Annotated in this window: 23 protein-coding genes and 1 pseudogene; 5 read left to right on the top strand and 19 right to left on the bottom strand. The window is 73.7% G+C overall.

The genetic code is table 11. The annotated features are described in order from the left end of the window. Positions 1-142: 142 nt before the first annotated feature. The 6 genes and pseudogenes from ACFVS0_RS06535 to ACFVS0_RS06510 form a co-directional block, all read right to left on the bottom strand. Positions 143-547 carry a VOC family protein gene (locus ACFVS0_RS06535; RefSeq protein ID WP_430585077.1) on the bottom strand — a complete coding sequence of 135 codons (405 nt, stop codon included), beginning with the start codon at positions 545-547 and terminating at the stop codon, positions 143-145. A gap of 1 nt (position 548) precedes the next feature. Continuing rightward, positions 549-734, bottom strand: coding sequence for a hypothetical protein (locus tag ACFVS0_RS06530; RefSeq protein ID WP_430562678.1), 186 nt, complete (start codon positions 732-734; stop codon positions 549-551). 59 nt (positions 735-793) lie between these two features. Next, positions 794-1,735, bottom strand: a complete 942-nt coding sequence (locus ACFVS0_RS06525) for a type II secretion system F family protein (RefSeq protein ID WP_430549729.1) — start codon at positions 1,733-1,735, stop codon at positions 794-796. Beyond that, positions 1,732-2,589 (bottom strand): type II secretion system F family protein, encoded by an 858-nt coding sequence (locus ACFVS0_RS06520; RefSeq protein ID WP_430562679.1) that lies wholly within the window; start codon positions 2,587-2,589, stop codon positions 1,732-1,734. Before ACFVS0_RS06520 ends, ACFVS0_RS06525 begins: the two co-directional genes overlap by 4 nt. Continuing rightward, positions 2,589-3,443: pseudogene (locus ACFVS0_RS06515) on the bottom strand (CpaF family protein); the annotation flags it as partial. The pseudogene ACFVS0_RS06515 and the gene ACFVS0_RS06520, both read right to left, overlap by 1 nt. 110 nt (positions 3,444-3,553) lie before the next feature. Next, complete coding sequence (locus ACFVS0_RS06510) at positions 3,554-3,829, bottom strand: hypothetical protein (RefSeq protein ID WP_430587498.1); 276 nt, start codon at positions 3,827-3,829, stop codon at positions 3,554-3,556. A 188-nt stretch (positions 3,830-4,017) separates the two neighbouring features. Here ACFVS0_RS06510 and ACFVS0_RS06505 point away from each other — a divergent pair, with 188 nt between their 5' ends. Beyond that, complete coding sequence (locus ACFVS0_RS06505) at positions 4,018-4,287, top strand: hypothetical protein (RefSeq protein WP_430587497.1); 270 nt, start codon at positions 4,018-4,020, stop codon at positions 4,285-4,287. 24 nt (positions 4,288-4,311) lie between these two features. Beyond that, a complete protein-coding gene (locus ACFVS0_RS06500; RefSeq protein ID WP_430587496.1) occupies positions 4,312-5,004 on the top strand; it encodes a hypothetical protein in 693 nt (230 codons plus the stop codon). Positions 5,005-5,182: 178 nt separating this feature from the next. Here ACFVS0_RS06500 and ACFVS0_RS06495 read toward each other — a convergent pair whose 3' ends face one another. The 4 genes from ACFVS0_RS06495 to ACFVS0_RS06480 form a co-directional block, all read right to left on the bottom strand. Then, entirely contained in the window at positions 5,183-6,121 is a 939-nt protein-coding gene (locus tag ACFVS0_RS06495) for a hypothetical protein (RefSeq protein ID WP_430587495.1), read from the bottom strand. Beyond that, positions 6,118-6,414 (bottom strand): hypothetical protein, encoded by a 297-nt coding sequence (locus ACFVS0_RS06490; RefSeq protein ID WP_430587494.1) that lies wholly within the window; start codon positions 6,412-6,414, stop codon positions 6,118-6,120. Before ACFVS0_RS06490 ends, ACFVS0_RS06495 begins: the two co-directional genes overlap by 4 nt. 109 nt (positions 6,415-6,523) lie before the next feature. Further along, complete coding sequence (locus ACFVS0_RS06485) at positions 6,524-6,853, bottom strand: hypothetical protein (RefSeq protein ID WP_430587493.1); 330 nt, start codon at positions 6,851-6,853, stop codon at positions 6,524-6,526. After that, positions 6,850-7,092, bottom strand: coding sequence for a hypothetical protein (locus tag ACFVS0_RS06480; protein WP_430587492.1), 243 nt, complete (start codon positions 7,090-7,092; stop codon positions 6,850-6,852). Before ACFVS0_RS06480 ends, ACFVS0_RS06485 begins: the two co-directional genes overlap by 4 nt. 486 nt (positions 7,093-7,578) lie before the next feature. Here ACFVS0_RS06480 and ACFVS0_RS06475 point away from each other — a divergent pair, with 486 nt between their 5' ends. After that, positions 7,579-7,959, top strand: a complete 381-nt coding sequence (locus ACFVS0_RS06475; protein ID WP_430587491.1) for a hypothetical protein — start codon at positions 7,579-7,581, stop codon at positions 7,957-7,959. A gap of 124 nt (positions 7,960-8,083) precedes the next feature. Here the strand turns inward: ACFVS0_RS06475 and ACFVS0_RS06470 are convergent, their stop codons facing one another. From ACFVS0_RS06470 to ACFVS0_RS06435, 8 genes are all read right to left on the bottom strand, one after another. Next, positions 8,084-8,944, bottom strand: coding sequence for a hypothetical protein (locus tag ACFVS0_RS06470; protein WP_430587490.1), 861 nt, complete (start codon positions 8,942-8,944; stop codon positions 8,084-8,086). A gap of 136 nt (positions 8,945-9,080) precedes the next feature. Continuing rightward, positions 9,081-9,902: a hypothetical protein gene (locus tag ACFVS0_RS06465; protein WP_430587489.1), complete on the bottom strand. Its 822-nt coding sequence runs from the start codon at positions 9,900-9,902 to the stop codon at positions 9,081-9,083. Continuing rightward, positions 9,899-10,066, bottom strand: coding sequence for a hypothetical protein (locus tag ACFVS0_RS06460; RefSeq protein ID WP_430587488.1), 168 nt, complete (start codon positions 10,064-10,066; stop codon positions 9,899-9,901). Before ACFVS0_RS06460 ends, ACFVS0_RS06465 begins: the two co-directional genes overlap by 4 nt. After that, positions 10,066-10,278, bottom strand: coding sequence for a hypothetical protein (locus tag ACFVS0_RS06455; RefSeq protein WP_430587487.1), 213 nt, complete (start codon positions 10,276-10,278; stop codon positions 10,066-10,068). The genes ACFVS0_RS06460 and ACFVS0_RS06455 overlap by 1 nt, the downstream gene beginning before the upstream one ends. Positions 10,279-10,491: 213 nt before the next feature. Next, positions 10,492-11,985: a recombinase family protein gene (locus ACFVS0_RS06450; protein ID WP_430587486.1), complete on the bottom strand. Its 1,494-nt coding sequence runs from the start codon at positions 11,983-11,985 to the stop codon at positions 10,492-10,494. Positions 11,986-11,994: 9 nt separating this feature from the next. Beyond that, entirely contained in the window at positions 11,995-12,417 is a 423-nt protein-coding gene (locus ACFVS0_RS06445; protein WP_430587485.1) for a hypothetical protein, read from the bottom strand. A gap of 114 nt (positions 12,418-12,531) precedes the next feature. After that, complete coding sequence (locus ACFVS0_RS06440; protein ID WP_430562681.1) at positions 12,532-13,434, bottom strand: alpha/beta fold hydrolase; 903 nt, start codon at positions 13,432-13,434, stop codon at positions 12,532-12,534. Further along, complete coding sequence (locus ACFVS0_RS06435; RefSeq protein WP_430587484.1) at positions 13,431-14,147, bottom strand: TetR/AcrR family transcriptional regulator; 717 nt, start codon at positions 14,145-14,147, stop codon at positions 13,431-13,433. The genes ACFVS0_RS06440 and ACFVS0_RS06435 overlap by 4 nt, the downstream gene beginning before the upstream one ends. A gap of 95 nt (positions 14,148-14,242) precedes the next feature. Between ACFVS0_RS06435 and ACFVS0_RS06430 the strand changes: the two genes are divergently transcribed. Then, a complete protein-coding gene (locus tag ACFVS0_RS06430; RefSeq protein ID WP_430587483.1) occupies positions 14,243-15,466 on the top strand; it encodes a pyridoxal phosphate-dependent aminotransferase in 1,224 nt (407 codons plus the stop codon). Positions 15,467-15,562: 96 nt separating this feature from the next. On the opposite strand, the gene ACFVS0_RS06425 is transcribed toward ACFVS0_RS06430, so the two are convergent. Continuing rightward, positions 15,563-16,192: a LysE/ArgO family amino acid transporter gene (locus tag ACFVS0_RS06425; protein WP_430562684.1), complete on the bottom strand. Its 630-nt coding sequence runs from the start codon at positions 16,190-16,192 to the stop codon at positions 15,563-15,565. Positions 16,193-16,276: 84 nt separating this feature from the next. On the opposite strand from ACFVS0_RS06425, the gene ACFVS0_RS06420 reads away from it, so the two are divergent. After that, positions 16,277-17,227, top strand: a complete 951-nt coding sequence (locus ACFVS0_RS06420; RefSeq protein WP_430587482.1) for a LysR family transcriptional regulator ArgP — start codon at positions 16,277-16,279, stop codon at positions 17,225-17,227. Positions 17,228-17,236 lie beyond the last annotated feature (9 nt).

The following is a 17,236-nucleotide window of genomic DNA, read 5'->3' as shown; positions in this document are numbered from 1 at the left end:
TGGACAGGCCCGGTCTGGACAGGCCCGGTCTGGACAGGCCCGGTCTGGACAGGCCCGGTCTGGACAGGCCCGGTCTGGACAGGCCCGGTCTGGACAGGCCCGGTCTGGACGGGCCCGGTCTGGACAGGCCCGGCCGGTCCCGTCACGCCCGGCCCGCCTCGACCGGCGGCGCCCAGCCGGGCCGCGGGACGAGGCAGAACGGGTGGCCGGCAGGGTCGGCGTACACGTCGCCCTCCCCCGAGCCCGGCGCCGCGGCCGTCAACCGGCGGGCGCCGAGCGCCAGCACGCGCGCGTGGGCCTCCGCCACGTCGTCGACCATGACGTCCAGGTGCATCTGCTGCGGCCGTGCCGGATCGCCCCAGTCCGGTGCCTGATGGTCGGGGGCGCGCTGGAACGCGAGGCCGGAGTGCCGGTCGCTGCGCGCCACCACGACGAAGTCGTCGTCCGCGTACGTCACGTCCTGGCCGAGCACGGCCGACCAGAACTCCGCGAGGCCCCGCGGGTCCGGGCAGTCGATCACCAGGTGGTGCAGCCTGCCGATGGCCATGTCACGGACCCGTGACGCTCGTGATCGCCCGCGTGAACGTGTCCTCGAGCAGCGGGCCGGCGATCGCCCACAGCGCGACGACCAGCCCCGCCGTCATCAACGTCACGAGCACCCAGCCGGGCACGTCCCCGCGTTCCGGGTCGTCCGCGTCGGGGCGCTCCGTCAGGTTCTCGGTCTCGTCGTGCATGGTCGGTCCTTTCGGTGGCACCGCGCGGGGGCGGCGGGTTCGGATGTCGGCACGCACGTTCACAAGCCGATCTGCAGGGTGGCGAGGGACGGGAAGACGGCGAAGACGACGGTGATCGGCAGGATGAGGAAGACCACGGGCACGAGCATCGCGACCTCCTTCTTGCCCCCCGCTTCCATGAGGGCCCGGCGCCCCGACTCACGCACGTCCTGCGCCTGCGCGCGCAGCACGTCGGCGAGCGGCGTGCCGCGCTCCAGCGCGACGGCGACGCCCTCGGCGAAGCGGGTGAGCGACGGCAGGCCGGTCCGGTCGGCCATGGCCGTGAGGGCGGCGGCGATGGGCGCCCCGGCGCGGACGTCGGCGAGCATCACGGAGATCTCGCCGGACAGCTCACCGCGGGCGGTGGCGGCGACACGCTCGAGGGCGGGCACCGGCCCCTCGCCTGCCGTGACGGCGAGGGCGAGCAGCTCGGCGACGGTCGGGAACTCGGCGAGCATCCGCTCCTCCCGACGGTGGACGGCGCGGCTCAGCCACTGGTCGCACAGGACGAACCCGCCGGCGCCGCACAGCAGCACGAGCGCCGCCAGCGGGACCGGTGCGGACCCGCGCGTGGCGGCGAGGAGCAGCGCGAGCACGAGCCCGGCCGCCAGACCCAGGGCCGTCGAGACGACCTGCCGTGCCCGGAACGCCTCGACGCTCTCGTGCCAGCCGGCGCGGTCGAGCCGTCGACGCACGTCCGCGCGGGAGGACCCGAGCCGCTCGAACCAGTGCGCGGTGTCCGCGACCCAGGGGGCGAGCAGCCGCTCGATCACGGGGAACGGGGTGTGGGTGGGCTGCTCCCGCAGCAGCCCGGACGTCGCGTCGCGCGGGCGCAGCGCCGGGGCCAGCCGTTGGTCGAGGGTCGTCCGGCGGGCGCGGAGACGCGCGATCACGAGCAGCAGGCCGAGCCCGCCGAGCAGCCCGACGAGGGCGCCGGCGCCGGAGATCCCCGGAACCGTCATCGCAGCACCCGGCCTTCCTCGGGCAACCGCCCGATCCGGCGCATCGACCAGTACGCGAGCGCCGACGTGGCCGCCCCGGCGGCGAGGACCGCGACCCCCGCCGCCGAGTTGTACGCCTGCGCCGTCTCCGGCCGGGTCGCGAGGAACGCCAGGACCACCCAGGGCCCGGCGGCCGCGAGCCGCGCGCCGTTGACGGTCCAGGACTGCCGCGCCTCGAGCTCGCCCCGCGTCCGCGCGTCCTCGCGCAGGAACGACGACAGGGTGCGCAGCAGGCGCCCCAGGTCGGTGCCGCCCACCTCGCGCGTCAGCCGGAGGGCCTCCACGATCCGGTCCGCCACCGGGTCGGCGAGCCGCGCCTTGAGCAGGTCGAGGCACTCCCCGAAGCGCCCGGTCGCCCGGTAGTCCGCCGCGAACCGGGCGAACGGCTCACGGAGCTCCACCGGGCCGCGCTCGCTCAGCTGCGCCACGGCCTCCGGCAGCGAGAGCCCGGCCCGCACGCCCGACGCGAGGTGGTCGACCACCTCCGGCCAGACCTCGCGCAGGTCCCGCCGACGCTTCCTGGCCCGCACCCGCACCAGCAGCTCGGGCGCGGCCGCCGCCATCAGCGCGAAGCAGGCGGCGATGGCGGGCGAGCGGGTCAGCGCCAGCCCGGCGAGCAGCACGACGACGCCCGCCGTCGCGCTGAGCCACCACAGGGCTGCGGGGGTCACCGAGGGCGCACCGGCCTGGACGAGCAGGTCCTGGACGGCGGCCGAACGACCGGCGCGACGGCGCGGGCGCGCGGGCGCCTCCCAGCACGACAACCACACGCACGCCAGGCCGGCGCCGAGCAGGAGCCCCACGACGACGCCCATCAGCGGCCCCCGGCCAGCAGCGCACGGACGTCGACGCCGGCGCGCGCGAAGCGCTCCTCACCGGGCGGGAAGCCGTCGCCGCGCACCAGGTCGCCACCCTGCTCGGCCGGCAGCCGGTGGAAGATGCCAGCGGTCTCGACCCGGTCCCCCTCGACACGTCCCGTCACGGCCACGACCTCCCGCACCTGCCTGGAGCCGTCCGAGGCCACGTCGAGGTGCACCACCAGGTCGATCGCCGACGCGACGGTCGGCACGACGAAGCGGTCGGACACGTTCTCCCCCGCGAGCAGCGGCAGCGTGCACATCTTCGTGACGGCCTCGCGCGCCGAGTTCGCGTGCACGGTGCACATCCCGGGGATGCCGGCGTTGAGGGCGACGAGCATGTCGAAGCTCTCGGCCTCGCGCACCTCCCCGATGACGATCCGGTCCGGTCGCATCCGCAGCGCCTCCTTGACCAGCCGGCGCAGCGGGATCTCGCCCGTGCCCTCGAGGCTGGGCTGGCGGCACTGCATGGCGACGTGGTCACGGGCCGCGAAGCGGACCTCGAACACCTCCTCGCAGGAGATCACCCGCTGCCCCGCGGGGATCGAGCCGGCGAGGGCGTTGAGCATCGTGGTCTTGCCCGCCTGCGTCGCCCCGGACACGAGCACGTTCAGCCCGGCGCGCACCGCGGCGTCGAGGAACGCGGCGGCATGGGCGGTGAGGGAGCCCAGCCGCACCAAGTGGTCGAGGTGGTCCGCGCGCACCAGGTGCTTGCGGATGTTGACGGCCATGTGGTCGCGTGTGACGCCGGGGATCACGACGTGGAGGCGCTCGCCGCCGGGGAGCGAGGCGTCGACGAATGGGCTGCTGAGGTAGAAGCCAAGGGTTTGACATATGTGTGAGGTTCGGAACATGTAGGCGGGTGGACCGAGGTAGCCGGGGGTCCAGCGAGGTTCAGCGGGCCTACGGAACTGGACCCCGGCTACCGCCTTTCCTGCGTCGCCCCCTCGACGTAGGCCCATCCCGTCGGGCTGTAGGTCCGCGCCTCCAGCCCGTACCTGACTTCGAGCGCACCGCCCGAGACCAGCCGCGCCGAGAGGGTTGAGTGCTGCGTCGCGACGAAGATGTGGGTGTCGCCGTTGACCATGCCGACCTCGACCGTCTCGCTGATCTCCCCGTACTTGCCGTCGATCGTCGATGCGTCGTCGACGAAGTCGATTCCCTGAGCGTGGATCACGCGCCGGATGACCTCTGCCATCGTTCGCTTCTCCCCTGTCGGCCGCCGCACCGTCGCGACGGGTAGAGCGCGAACGTACTTCCGCTGCAGCACATTTGGTCCCACACGGGAGGGTGAATTGCTCCGGGCGCCCTGCCTCTCCGTCACGTCCCCCGCTACCGTCCAGGGCAGCCGTGCACCGCCGCCCGGCACCACGAGAAGGAGCGACCATGACCGACATCCCGCACCCGATCACCGAACGCCTGCTTGCCGAGATGGACGAGATGCTGAAGAAGGTCTCGGAGGCCGGTGTCCTCACCGATCCCGACGACAAGTTCGGCCTCCTCGGGGAGATGTTCGTCGCCGGAATGCAGGCGACGGCCAGGGCGGTGACAGCGCTGGAGCACGAGAACCTGAAGTTGCGCGGCGTCCTGGAGCGGGTCGACAGCCTCCCGCTCCCTCCAGATCTGCTCGGTGGCACCGGCACTGGCGCGTCCTGAGCCTGGCGGCCCCGAGGATCAGGCATGAAACGCAAGGTCACCGCCGACGACCGCACGCTTCGGATACGCGGGCTCCAGTTCATCGACCTCGCACGTCTCGAAGTCGACCGGTTCCAGACGGCGTTCGCGCGGTACGAGAAGCGTCTCGGTGAGGAGATGTTCAAGCAGGACTACCGCGACCAGGGCAGCCCCGAAGGCTGGCGCGAGTACTACAACTCGCTGCGCGGTCGGCGGCTGCGCGTCGGGGACAACTGGGCCCTCCACACTGAGTACTACCTCGTGTACGTCGCGCTCGCCCAGGTCGAGAAGGTGGCCGAGGCCCTCCCCCAGGACAACTGTCCGCCGTTCCCCGGCCTGGCTCCGATCCGCGAGGTGCGGAACCTGGAGGAGCACTGGGAGGAGGAGGGCGCGTCGTTCAAGAAGGCGAGGGAGCGCGACCCGGAGGCCCGCGCCGGGCGGTTCCTCGCTGGGGGCTCTGGCGAGGCTATCGGAGAGGTCGGCCGCGCGGAGGTGCTGGCCTGGCTCGACGAGGTCGAGGCGGCCTTGCGCAGCGGGTACACGAGAGGCAGGCGTCGCCCACCGCTGCCGAGCAGCACCGACTACTTCTTCCTCCGCATGAAGGACCCGGTGGACATCCCGAGCAGCGACGGCGGCATCGGCAGCGGCGACGAGGAGCGTTCCGGCGGCTCCACGCCTGGCGACGACGAGGTCCGCTGACCGCGACGGCGCCGAGTGTCGTAGTGGTCCTCGATCTCGTGCGCGGCGTAGACGGCGTGGGCTCCCGAGGCGGTCAGAGCCACCTCTCGGTGCCCGCACCTGCCGCAGATCACGACGACGCTCTCGCTGCTCTCGTCGAAGCGAGGTCGCTTCGGCGCGTGCGAGGGACCAGCCACCGTCACTCGATCCCGAGCACGGCCCTGGTGTCGGCGTCGAGAGCGACGTGCGCCCACCGGGTGCGGGTCGGCGGGCGGCCGGTCGCGAACCACATCTCGACGCCGTCGACCTGGATCGGGTTCAGCGGGTTGTGCGCGACGCCGAGATGGGCGAGGAGCGCCCTCGACAGCGCCGTCGGGCCGACCGAGCCGACGTCCTGCACGGCGGTGCCGCACCCGGTGCACAGGTAGCCGCTCACGCGCGGGTCGCCCTGCTGCTTCATGCCGAGCGTGGACGCGCGGACGTTGACCTGCTCCCACGTCCCCGTCTGCTGCGCGACGCCGCACATGAGGCAGCCGCGCGGGCCGCCGTCCGGCGGCGGGGTCGGGCGCGGGCCGATCGCGTCGGACAGGTACCCGGCGTAGTCGTCGCGGAGGTCGGCGTTGTCCGTCACGTGCGCCCACGGTGCCGTCGTGACCTCGGCGGCGGGAGAGGGCTGCCCGCGCCGGTGCGACGCCCACTGGACGATGCCGCCGTGGAGGGTGAGGCGGTTCACGAGCCGTCCAAGCTTGGCTCCGGTCAACTTGGCCGCGTCAGGGAGCGGCGCGCCGAGCGCGGCGAGCCCGTCGAGGGCGGCGACGACCCGCTCGGTGGCGACGGCAGGGCTGCCGATCCGGCGGACGGCGCCGGGGTGGGCCTCCACCAGCAGACGGGCGAGAGCGAGCCGGTCGGCGCACGAGGGGCACCTCGTCATGTCCCCGGGCTCGGTGACCCGGTACGGCTTGCCGCGCTCCGAGGGCTCGGCGTCCAGCGGCGAGACCCGGTACCTCGACGACTGCCCGACCTGGATGCGCTCGCCGGCATCCTCGACGGCCACGGCGACGCCGCACGCGGCACAGGGCAGGTGCCCGTCAGGGGTCGGCTCGACGGCGCTCGCGGCGGTCGTGGTCTCGGTCGTCATCGGCGCTGTCCCTGGAAGAAGTGGCGGGTCTCGGGGTGCGTGGCCAGCAGGTGGTCGACGGCCGACATCTCGGCGGCCGTGAGGATCGCCCCTCCGGGCTCGACGGCGGGAGCGGGCTTCGGCGGCACGGGCTTCGTCGCCGTCCGCTTCTTCGCGCCGCCGGGCACCGGCGTGGGCGCGCGACGGCGGTGGACGGTCTGGCGGAGGGCGCGCGGGCGGCTCGCCTCGGCGGCGGCCTGCACGTCCTCGCTGGCCCTGCGGAGCCGGGCGGTGGGGTCGTAGCGGGGGTTCACGACTTCCTCCTCTGGGGCTTCACCTTCGGCGTGGGCGCGGCGGGCTTGGTCCTGCGAGCGGGGCGGCCCTTCTTCGGCAGGGTCGGCGTGGGCGGCGGCTTCTTCGGCATCAGGTGTGCTCCGGGTACTCGGCGGCCCTGTGGCGACGGCAGAGCCTGAAGGTGAAGACGAGGGTGACGCCGGGCAAGGCGTCCGAGGTGGCCTCGAACCCGGCGTGGAACTCGGCCGGGAACTCGCAGCGCGAGCACTGCCCCGACGGCAGGTGCGGCACGAGGGGGACGACGTACCGGCCCCGAGGCATCGGGCCGTCGGCCGCGAGCGCCAGGGCAGCGGCCTGGGCGCGGAGCCGGAGCCACATGCTGGGCTCGTACGTGTCGCTCCACGTGTCCCCCAGTTCCAGCAGCAGCCGGAACGTCTCGGGCTCGACGGCGGGGGTCACGGCCGCTTCCGGTTCGGGTGCAGCCGGTGCGCGGCGGTCCGGGCCTGGTTGGCGTGCACGGCCTGCGCGACGCGGACCCGCTCGGCGCACACGGCGGCGTGGCTGCGGCGGACGACGTCGCCGGGGAGCGTCCAGCAGGGCTCCCCGCGTGCGGCGCGGTGCCGGAGACAGCCGATGCCGAGGGCGTCGGTCCACGCGGGCGTCGGGGAGGAGACGATGCCGATGCTGGTCGTCGTCATGGCGGTCCAGGTGCTCTAGTGCTGCGAATGGTGGCACACCCCCTGGGGGTATCGCCTGGCTCCATCCTCCCGGATCGGAGACGGGCCGTCGAGCCCGGTCGACGCCTCCCACGGGAGACCTCGAACTGAGCCATCTGCCTCAACTTCAGGGCGGCTCCGGGTGTGAATCCAGCGTGAATCCACGGTGAAACCGGCAGCGAACCGGCACGGCAGCGGCTCGGGCGGCGAATGCCCAGGTGAGCGGGCACTTCTGCGTCTTCGAGACAGCCGCGACACGCTGGAACCGTGGTTGAGACCGCGTTGAACCGCCGCCGTACTACGGCCAGCAGCGCGTCGGGTCCTTAACTTCTGCCCCAACCTGGCCTTAACCAGCCGCCGTGCTACGGATAGACCCACGATCTCAGTTCAGCGGTGCTACACAATGCACGGCGCTTCGTCCAGTGGCGCTACACTGTGGGTCTAGCCGTAGCACGAGGAGGAGCAGCCATGTCCGTCACCGCCACCGCCGCCCCCGCGACCGCCGGGACGGTCGTCCAGAGCCCGATGTTCGGCCCCCGCGTCACGCTGGCCGACCGGCTCCGGTCGTTCGACCACCAGACCGACGGGGCGAGCGCGCTGTGCTCCTCGCGGTGCCCCCGCCAGTCCCACACCCACACCGAGTTCGTCGCCGTCCCCCGGCCGCTGCACGAGGCCGTGCGCGACGTCCTGCACTGGCAGCGCGCGTTCGTCCTGGGCTTCCCCCTCCCGGCGACGCCGATCGACGAGGACGGCCACCGCCTGACGGCCGAGGAGACCCGGTTCTACTTCGGCCGCGACTGCCTCTCGGACACCAACCCCAACACCGCCCCGTGGACGGTCGAGGTGTAGGTGCTGGCAGGCTCCGCAGCCCGGGGGCCTGACCACCGACGGGTGCGGGTGCGGCATGTATGTGTGGGAGGGCCCCTCCTAGAGGGAGGGGCCCACACACATGGCTCACCCACACCTGGCGGGGTCAGGTGCCGGGCTGCTCCGCCGTTGCCTCCTTCCGTGCACGCTGCACCTCACGGATCAGCCCCTGGGGCGGACGGGGATCGAGGTGCCGTAGCGCCTGCTCCGCCGCGTTCTGGCCCGAGCCGGGCCCCGACGTCGGCACGCCGTGCTCGACGAGGAGGTCCCAGACCTGCTGCCGCGTGAACGTGACCTTCGGGGCCTTCGACTTCGTCGACCGGCCACGTCGGGACGGCACGTACTTCGAGCGCTCGGCCGGTCCAAGCTTGGCCACGCGCTGGTACTCCGCGACGAGCGCGGCAGCAGAGACGGTCGGCTCGCCGTCGTGCTTCTCGTTGCAGGTCGAGCCCCCGCCCGAGCGCCCCTCCTCGTCGTAGTCGTACCGCCGCTCCGCCATCCCGTCGTAGCCGACCATCCACTCGACACGGGCGTACCGGCCACGGTCGGTGGTGTGGCCGCACTCCCAGGCCACCAGCGCTTCGTCGGTGCGTGCGTCGGGCTTCTGCTCGACGAGATGCCGGCGGAGCGCCTCGGTCCGCTCACGAGGGCTGACGGCGCGGACCGCTGCAGCGACCCGTGCTTGACGAGCCGCCTCCTCCTCCCGCTGCCGTTCACGCTCGGCGGCCTGCCGCTCCCGCTCCCGCTGCTCGGCCGCCTCCTGGTCCTGACGGGCACGACGCTGGCGCTTCTCGGCCTCGGTGAACGGTCGCCACCGGACCGTGTGCCCCGTCCTCGCCCACCAGCCGGTCAAGTCGACGATGCTGTCCTCGAAGTGGGCCTGGACGTACTCGTCGCGGTCCGGCGTCTCGTCGTAGGGCAGTTCGAGCCAGCCGTCAGGCAGCGGGTCGGTGCGCTCAGCCGTCACCGCTGCACCTCCGTCGTCGGGATGGAACCAATTGGCTCCAGATCGGTGGCCAGCCGCCCCCAGGACGGCCCCGGAGGGCGGGGCGGGGTGGATGTGGTGCCCTGGGGCACCGAGGCGCTGTGCGAGGCCGTGGCGATCACGAGGCGTCCTCGTCGTCGCGTTCGTGGGCGGCCACCGCGCAGGCGAACCCGGGCAGGTCCCGCATCCGCTCGTCGGTCGGCTCGCGGCGGTAGCGCCACTGGAGCGACGTGAACGCGAGGACGACGACGGGCGGGTCGTCGCCCTCGTCACCGAGCACCATCGTCTCGTACGGCCATCGCGGCAGGTCCGCGATGTCGACCCGCTCGCCGGGCCTCGGCCGTGCTCGGTGCGCGAGCCACGTGGCGGCGTACATCGTGACGTCGTGCTCGGAGAGACCGATGTCGTCGAGGTCATGGTCGAGGTCGGCCACGTCGGAGCAGAGCGCAGCGAGGTACCACAAGGCGATCTCGCCGGACGTCAGGTTGCGGTGGATGGCGTCCTGCGTCGCCAACGCCTCCTCCCGCGTTGACCGCCTGTCGGCCCGCTTCGGCCGCTCGCCGGTGCACAGGACGCACCGCCCACACGGCTCGTCAGCGACAGCCGGACCGGCAATCTTGCCGGTGCCGTTCAGGTCGTAGCGGACGGTTCGCTCGGCCACGCCCGCCGTCGCGGCGATCTCGCGCTGCGTGAGCCCTGCGGCGCGCAGCCGGGCGACGAGTTCGCGACGCTTGGCCGTCGGCACGAGGAACGACGCTTCGCCGCCGTACTCGGCCTCCCGCATCTCGGCCCACGAGCCGTGACCGAGCGCGAGCCAGGCCCGCCGCTCGACCTGCTCGACGATGCACTCCGCGAACCGCGTGATCGACTGCTTCGCCTCGTCGACGGAGGCGCGGGCCTCGGCCTCGGTCATGGCGGTGGTGTCGACGTCGGCGCTCACCGGCTGCCCTCCGGCTTCGAGGACGAGCGCGCCGCGAGGGCGAGGAGGTGACCCACCCGCATGGCCTGGGCGTCGCTGAGCGTGCCCAGGACGGGCGGAGCATCCTCCGGGGTGGGGTGGGAGGGGTGCGGCTCGGCGGCGGGCTGAGCGGGGGCCTGGCGCATCACTGGATCACCGCCTCGGGGGCGGTGTCGAGAAGCTTGGCCGTGGCCTTCGGGCGAGGGACGACCTTGTCCACTTCGTCGAGGTCGACGACCTGACCTCGGACGCCGGGGACCCTGAAGACGCTCAGGGCACCTCGGTAGATGTACGAGCGCACGGTGCGCTCAGAACGGCCGCAGTACCTGGCTGCGGCGGAGACGACGGCGAGTCGCATGAGGGTTCTCCACGAGGGTGCGCAGCGCTGCGCGCTGCTGTCCTCGCACTCACGGTGGGCGCGCCTTCGTGGCTGCTGCCTACTCCCGTCCGGGGAGCCCGCTCTCTCGCCTCATGGGCCGGTGCCCGTGCGTCCGGGCCTCAGTTTCTCCGTGTCCCAGTTTACCGGGGAGCCGGGGTGCCGAGAAGACCGGTCCGCGAGTCGGCGGACGTGTCAGGCGACGTCGTCCCAGTCGAACGGCGGGCGGGCGTCGTCGCCCTGCTCGACGTCCGGGTCCTTGACGAGCGACAGGTTCAGCCGTTCCGAGGACCACTGCATCCCCCGCCGTGGCGAGGGCAGCACCTCGACCGTGAGGATCTCCCGCAGGACGGCGCGCTGGATGTCCACCGGCGCGGCCCGGAACGCCTCCGCCGGGTCGACGGCGCCAGCGATGGGCGACGCCATCGTCTGCTGCGTGGCGGCGACCAGCCGGGCGTCCACCTCGGCCAACTCGGCGGTGATCTTGTCGCGCTTTGCCGCGTACCGGCGAGCGTCGATCAGGTCCTCGTCGTAGTCGCGCTCCGTGCCCTCCAGCCGGGCCACGAGGACGGCCCGCTGCTCGCGGGCCTCGGCCAGCGTCCCGTCCTCGGTGTCGGGGGTCATCGCGGCGACCACGCGGGGGTCCTGCAGGTGCCGGGCCACGACATCGACGATGTGCCGGTCGGTGAGCCCCTGGGCGATCGTCAGGTGCGCCGCCGCCTGGCAGCGGTAGTGGTAGACGCGCTTCCCGCCACGCTTCGCGCCGGTCCCGCCGATGGCCGTGACCCGCATCGAACTGCCGCACCGGCCGCACCGGTAGATGCCCGAGCCGAGCCACCGGGTGTCGTTGCCGTCCTGCTTCCGCCGCGAGGGGTCGATCAGCCGGGCGTGCAGTGCCCGCCACGTGTCCTCGTCCACCACCGCGGGCCAGAGCGCGGGGCCGACGATCTGCATGTCCTGGCGGCCGACCTTGCCCCGGTGCAGCAGCCCGGCGTTCCGAGGGCGCGCCAGCATGTCCCGCAGCCGCATGTACGACCACGCGTTGCCAGTGGAGGTGGTGGAGCCCTGCGCGTTCAGGTCCCGGGCGACGGCGGCGAGCGTTCGGCCCGCGAGGATGGCCTCCGTCGCCTGGCGGATCACCTCGGCCTCGGACTCGCGGACGGTGTACCCGTCCTTCTCGTAGCCGAACGGGCGCGGCCCACCTCGGTACTCGCCGTTGGCGGCCATCTGCGCCCGCTTCCGCTGCATCCGCTCCCGGGCGTGATCCACCTCGTGCTGAGCAGCCGCGCCGAGCATCCGGGCCACCATCCGTCCCGAGGCGGTCGAGAGGTCGAGGGTCCCGGCGGTGACCGTCTGCACCTGCAGGTGGTGCGTCTCTGCCAGCGTCACGAACTCCTCCAGTTCGAGGGTCCGGCGGTGCAGGCGGTCGGTGTGCCACGCCACGACGCCGCGCACCTTCCCGGTCTTCACCGCGTCGAGCATCGCGCGGTACTGGGGCCGGGGCTTGCCGCTGTACGCCGAGATGTCGTTGTCGGCGTACACGGCCACCACGTTCCAGCCCAGACGCTCCGCGAGGGCGCGGCAGTCGGCTTCCTGGCGGTCTACGCCGAGCCCGGCACCCGCCTTGTCACGGCTGATCCGGACGTAGATCGCGGCTGGCAGAGGGCTGGATTCGGGGCTGGTGACCATATGTAAATTCTATGGTTTTGAGAGGTCGAGGCGGCGGCCGGACGCCTTGAGCATCCGCTCCACGAGGTCGCGCACCTGCGCAGCGGTGAGGATCGTCGTCGTGAGCTCGGGGACCCCGCGTCGCGCGACGAACACCTTGGCGGGCGCGTTGATCCAGATCTCCTCGACCTCGGGGTCGTCGAGGTAGCGCTGCAACGGGCCCAGGCCGCCGAGCGCGTCGACGACGGCGCGAGCGGTGCCCTGCGGGTCCGCGAGCGCCGGGACGACGCCGCGGGTGGCGCGCTCGGTGTAGTCGGCGGAGGCCTCCGCGACGAGGCGCTCCAGGCCCGGCCGGTCGCGGACGGGGTCGAGGGCGCGGCGGCGCACGAGCTCGCGCACCTCGTGCTCGAGCAGTGCGGCGGCGTCGGCAGGCGCCGTCGTGTCGATCGACACTGATCTGTCCTCTCGTCGGTGCCCTCATCGGCGGCGAAAGCGGCACCAGAGTAGGGGACCCGGGCAATCGCCCGGGTCCGCCCTGTGGACAACCCGGGCGAAGGTCTCGTACCGCTACCCGGGACCGCCTCCGCGGGAGGCTGCCAAGAATTCTCTGACCAGCGCCGACGCTGCCTCCGGCTGGTCGTAGGTGACGATGTGGCCGGCGTCTCGGATGGTGGTCAGGCGGGCGCCCGGTGCCGCCGCGGCGGCCGCGGCGAGCTCCTCGTGCCCGACCAGCGGGTCGCGGTCGCCGCGCACCCACAGCGACCGCACCCGCAGCCCGGAGAGGTGGGGCAGGTGGTCGAGCGCCATGGCGAACGGCCCGTAGGCGCGGACCATCCAGTCGTCGAGCGCGGGCTCCCGGTGGGTCGCCTTCGCCCGCGCCTCCTGCTGGACGAGCGCGACGATCTCCTCGAAGCCGTCCGTGGCCTCTCCGGCCGCGAGGTTGTCCACCATCGACCGGCGCACCACGGCGGGTCGCCGTGCCAGCCAGCGGCTGGTGAGCCGCAGCAGGCCGGGCGTGCGCAGGGCGAGCCAGGTGAGCAGCTGTGCCGGGCGCCGCCGGCCGATGCCGCCCGGCCCGATCGCCACGAGCGCGTCGACGCGCTCCGGGTGGTCCAGGGCGAACCCCACCGACACGCCGGCCCCCAGGGAGAGCCCGACCAGCGCGACCCGCTCCAACCCGAGGGCGTCGAGCAGCTCGCCGAGGAACGTGCGGTAGAACGCGTCGTCGAGCAGTCCCTCCCACGGCCTGCTCCCGCCGTGCCGCGGCAGGTCGACGACGTGCACGCGGTGGTCGGCGGCGAGGTCGCCCGCGACGTGGCGCCACACCCCCGCCGCCGTGTCGAGCATGCCGCCGTGCAGCAGCAGGACGGGCGGGCCGGTGTCGCCGGCACGGTAGTGCCGCACGGGGCCGCCGGCCACGGTGAGGTCGGTCCAGGTGGCGAAGACGCCCGCCACGGCACGGTCGGTCACGGTTCCTCCAGGAGGTCGAGCTGGTGGTCGAGCCGGGCGAGGAGGCCGAGCTGCGCGGCACGGGCGGCCTCGACGTCGGCGGGGACGTCGGCGGCGTGGTCGGAGGGCCGGTCGACGGCGAGGCCGCGGCCGACGAGGTCGGCGAAGAGCGCGACGGCGGCGCGCAGCTCGTCGTCCGACGTCGCGCCGATCGTGCCCGGCGCGTGCACCAGGCCGACGCTGAAGATGCCGAGGACCCGCACCACCGACTCCGTGGGCACGGCGGGGTCCACCACCCCCGCGTCCTGCAGCCGTGCGACGTACTCGGACAGCCACCCGAGCCGCCCCCCGTACCGGTCGCCGCCGGCACCTCCGGCCACGTCGCGCACGTGGTCGCCCAGGAGCGTCTCGTCGCCGACGTAGAGGGCCCGCATCAGCGGGTCGCCCAGCAGCGCCTCCGTGCCGAACCGGTAGACGGCGGGCAGGTCGACCACGCCGGCGGCCTCGACGACGCGTCGGCGCACCTCGGCGGTGAGGTCCCGGGTGCTGCGCCGCAGGACGGCGTCGAGGATCGCGGCCTTGTCGGGGAGCTCGAGGTAGACGGCGCCCTTGCCGATGCCGGCTCGCGCCGCGACGTCGGCGACCGTGGTGCGGGGCCAGCCGTGCTCGAGGATCAGGGCGCGGGCGGCGTCGAGGATGCGCGCACGGCGGTCGGGGACGAGCGGGCGGGGCATCAGGACCTCCGTAGTGACCCAATCATCAAACCTGGTCACTACGGTAGCCGGACAGCGGCCGCGCCCGCCACCGGCCGGGGCTAGGGTCGAGGACCATGCCGACCTCTCCCCCGCCCGGCCGCTGGAACGACGTCGCCCGCGCGACGGGACTGCTCGGGGCGGACGGCGCCGTCGCGCAGACGATCTTCGCGGAGATGACGGCGCTCGCCGCCCGCACGGGCGCGATCAACCTGGGCCAGGGCTTCCCCGACGTCGACGGTCCGGCGTTCATCCGGGACGCCGCCAAGGACGCGATCGACGCGGGCCGCAACCAGTACCCGCCCGGCGACGGCGTACCCGAGCTGCGGCGCGCGATCGCCGACCACCAGCGGCGCCGCTACGGGCTCGACGTCGACCCGGACGGCGAGGTGCTGGTCACCACCGGCGCCACGGAGGCGCTCGCCGCGTCGATCCTCGCGCTCGCGGGACCGGGAGACGAGGTGATCACCCTCGAGCCGTACTACGACTCGCACGCCGCGAGCATCGCCCTGGCGGGCGCGACGCACGTGCCGGTGCCGCTCACCGCGGAGGGCTTCCGGCTCGACGCCGCGGCCCTGCGCGCCGCGGTCACCCCCCGCACGCGGCTCATCGTGGTGAACACCCCGCACAACCCCACGGGCACGGTGCTCACGCGGGCCGAGCTGGAGCAGGTCGCGGCCGTCGCGCGCGAGGCCGACGTCGTCGTCCTCACCGACGAGGTCTACGAGCACCTCACCTTCGACGACGCCGTGCACGTGCCGATCGCGACCCTGCCCGGCATGGCGGAGCGCACCCTCACCGTCTCCTCCAGCGGCAAGACGTTCAGCCTCACGGGCTGGAAGGTCGGCTGGACGCACGGCCCCGCGGAGCTCGTCACGGCCGTGCGCACGGTGAAGCAGTTCCTCACGTACACCTCCGGCGCACCCTTCCAGCCGGCCATCGCGAAGGCGCTCGCCGACGACGACGCGCCGCGCGCGCTGGCGACGTCGCTCGCCACCCGCCGGGACCTGCTGTGCGAGGGGCTGACCGCCGCCGGGTTCGACGTCGTCGTCCCCCGGGGCACGTACTTCGTCGTGGCGGACGGCGCGCACCTGCTCGAGCGGCTCGGCGTCGCCGACGGTCACGGGCTGTGCCGCCGCCTGCCCGAGCTCGCGGGCGTCGTCGGCGTCCCCGTCTCCGCCTTCTGCCGCGCCGGTTCGACGACGGCCGAGGCGCTCGCCTCTCGCGTGCGCTTCACGTTCGTCAAGCGCGAGGACGTGCTGCGCGACGCGGTCGACCGTCTGCACCGTCTGACGCGCTGACCCCACCACGTCGGCCCCGATCTGTTCGGCACCGCGTCGATCTGTTCGGCACGAGGCCATGCCGAACAGATGCAGGAGCTGCCGAACTGACGGGATCTACGGCATGAGCGCCGGCAGCACCAGGCTCACGGCGACGACCAGCATGATCGCGGCGACGACGCCGTCGACAACGCGCCAGGCACCGGGCCGCTCGAGCACGGGCGCGAGCAGCCGCGCGCCGTAGCCGAGGCCGACGAACCACAGGATGCTGGAGACGATCGCGCCGGCGGTGAAGAGCCAGCGCCCGTCGCCGTACGACGCGGCCAGCGAGCCCTGCAGCACGACCGTGTCGAGGTACACGTGCGGGTTCAGCCAGGTGAGCGCGAGCGCCGTGAGCAGCACCGGCCGCGCGCGCCGTCCGGCGTCGGGCACCGCGCCGTCCGACGCGGCGGCCAGCCCGGTCTCGTCACCGCGCCACGCCCGGCGCGCGGCCAGCGCGCCGTACCCGAGCACGACGACGGCGCCCGCCCACCGCGCCACCTCCACGACGGCGGGGTGGCTCACGACCAGCGCGCCGAGCCCGGCCGTCCCGGCGAGATACAGCACGACGTCGGACGCCGCGCACACGGCGACGACGAGGCCCACGTGCTCGCGGCGCACGCCCTGGCGCAGCACGAAGGCGTTCTGGGCGCCGATGGCGACGATGAGGGACAGGCCGAGGCCGAGGCCGGCGAGGAGGGTGAGCACCCCTCGACGCTAGGTCGGCAATGTCATGAAGTCCATCTACGGTTTCTTCATCTGGCGAAGCGTTCCTTCATCTAGGCTCGGCGCATGCGATGGGACCCCCGCCAGCTCGAGGCGCTCGGCGCCGTCGTCACCGAGGGTTCGTTCGAGGCCGCTGCCCGCGCGCTGCACGTCACGCCGTCGGCGGTCAGCCAGCGCGTCCGCGCGCTGGAGAACGCCGCCGGCTCGGTGCTGGTGCGCCGCACCCGCCCGGTCGCAGCCACCGAGCCGGGGCGCACCCTGCTGCGCCTGGCGCGCCAGGTCGAGCTGCTCGGCGCGGAGGCGAGCCGCGAGCTCGGCCCCCGGGACGCCGACGACGACGGCACCGGCAGCCCTCCCCGCCCGGTCACGGTGCCGGTCGCCGTCAACGCGGACTCCCTCGCGACCTGGGTGATGCCGGCGCTCGCCCGCGTCGAGGGCGTGTGCTTCGACCTGCACCGCGACGACCAGGACCGCACGGTCGACCTGCTGCCGGCCGGCGTCGTGATGGCCGCGATCACGTCGCAACGCGACCCGGTGCAGGGCTGCACCACGACGTTCCTCGGCATCACGCGCTACCGCCCGGCCGCCACCCGGGCGGTGGTCGACCGCTGGTTCCCGGACGGCCCCACGGTCGAGGCGCTGGGCCGCGCCCCGATGCTCGTGTTCAACCGGGCCGACGACCTCCAGGACGCCTGGCTGCGCGAGCGCGCCGCCGCGGCGGGCGCCGCCGTCCCCGACCCGCCGCGGCACCACGTGCCGAGCACCCCCGAGTACGTGGACGGCATCCGCCGCGGCCTGGGGTGGGGCATGTGGGGCCCGCTCCCCGGCCCGGGGGCGCGCTTCGGCATGCTCGACGGCGGTCCGGGCGACGCCGGCAGCCAGGTCGTGCTGCTGCAGGACGACGCCGTCGTCGACGTCCCGGTCTACCTGCAGCAGTGGAAGCTGCGCTCGACGGTCCTCGACCGGGTCGCCGAGGCCCTGCGGCTCGAGGCACGCCGCGCCCTGCCCCAGCAGTGACCTCCGGGC

The organism is Isoptericola sp. NPDC058082 (assembly GCF_042885055.1).
Lineage (GTDB): Bacteria > Actinomycetota > Actinomycetes > Actinomycetales > Cellulomonadaceae > Isoptericola.
This window is presented reverse-complemented; position numbering and strand designations above follow the sequence as displayed.

Coding starts and splice junctions, on each gene's coding strand:
- ACFVS0_RS06500 (WP_430587496.1), top strand. CDS start 4,312: ATGAAACGCAAGGTCACCGCCGACGACCGCACGCTTCGGATACGCGGG.
- ACFVS0_RS06430 (WP_430587483.1), top strand. CDS start 14,243: ATGCCGACCTCTCCCCCGCCCGGCCGCTGGAACGACGTCGCCCGCGCG.
- ACFVS0_RS06535 (WP_430585077.1), bottom strand. CDS start 547: ATGGCCATCGGCAGGCTGCACCACCTGGTGATCGACTGCCCGGACCCG.
- ACFVS0_RS06480 (WP_430587492.1), bottom strand. CDS start 7,092: ATGACGACGACCAGCATCGGCATCGTCTCCTCCCCGACGCCCGCGTGG.
- ACFVS0_RS06460 (WP_430587488.1), bottom strand. CDS start 10,066: ATGCGCCAGGCCCCCGCTCAGCCCGCCGCCGAGCCGCACCCCTCCCAC.
- ACFVS0_RS06420 (WP_430587482.1), top strand. CDS start 16,277: ATGCGATGGGACCCCCGCCAGCTCGAGGCGCTCGGCGCCGTCGTCACC.
- ACFVS0_RS06510 (WP_430587498.1), bottom strand. CDS start 3,829: ATGGCAGAGGTCATCCGGCGCGTGATCCACGCTCAGGGAATCGACTTC.
- ACFVS0_RS06450 (WP_430587486.1), bottom strand. CDS start 11,985: ATGGTCACCAGCCCCGAATCCAGCCCTCTGCCAGCCGCGATCTACGTC.
- ACFVS0_RS06455 (WP_430587487.1), bottom strand. CDS start 10,278: ATGCGACTCGCCGTCGTCTCCGCCGCAGCCAGGTACTGCGGCCGTTCT.
- ACFVS0_RS06495 (WP_430587495.1), bottom strand. CDS start 6,121: ATGACGACCGAGACCACGACCGCCGCGAGCGCCGTCGAGCCGACCCCT.
- ACFVS0_RS06520 (WP_430562679.1), bottom strand. CDS start 2,589: ATGGGCGTCGTCGTGGGGCTCCTGCTCGGCGCCGGCCTGGCGTGCGTG.
- ACFVS0_RS06475 (WP_430587491.1), top strand. CDS start 7,579: ATGTCCGTCACCGCCACCGCCGCCCCCGCGACCGCCGGGACGGTCGTC.
- ACFVS0_RS06435 (WP_430587484.1), bottom strand. CDS start 14,147: ATGCCCCGCCCGCTCGTCCCCGACCGCCGTGCGCGCATCCTCGACGCC.
- ACFVS0_RS06525 (WP_430549729.1), bottom strand. CDS start 1,735: ATGACGGTTCCGGGGATCTCCGGCGCCGGCGCCCTCGTCGGGCTGCTC.
- ACFVS0_RS06505 (WP_430587497.1), top strand. CDS start 4,018: ATGACCGACATCCCGCACCCGATCACCGAACGCCTGCTTGCCGAGATG.
- ACFVS0_RS06530 (WP_430562678.1), bottom strand. CDS start 734: ATGCACGACGAGACCGAGAACCTGACGGAGCGCCCCGACGCGGACGAC.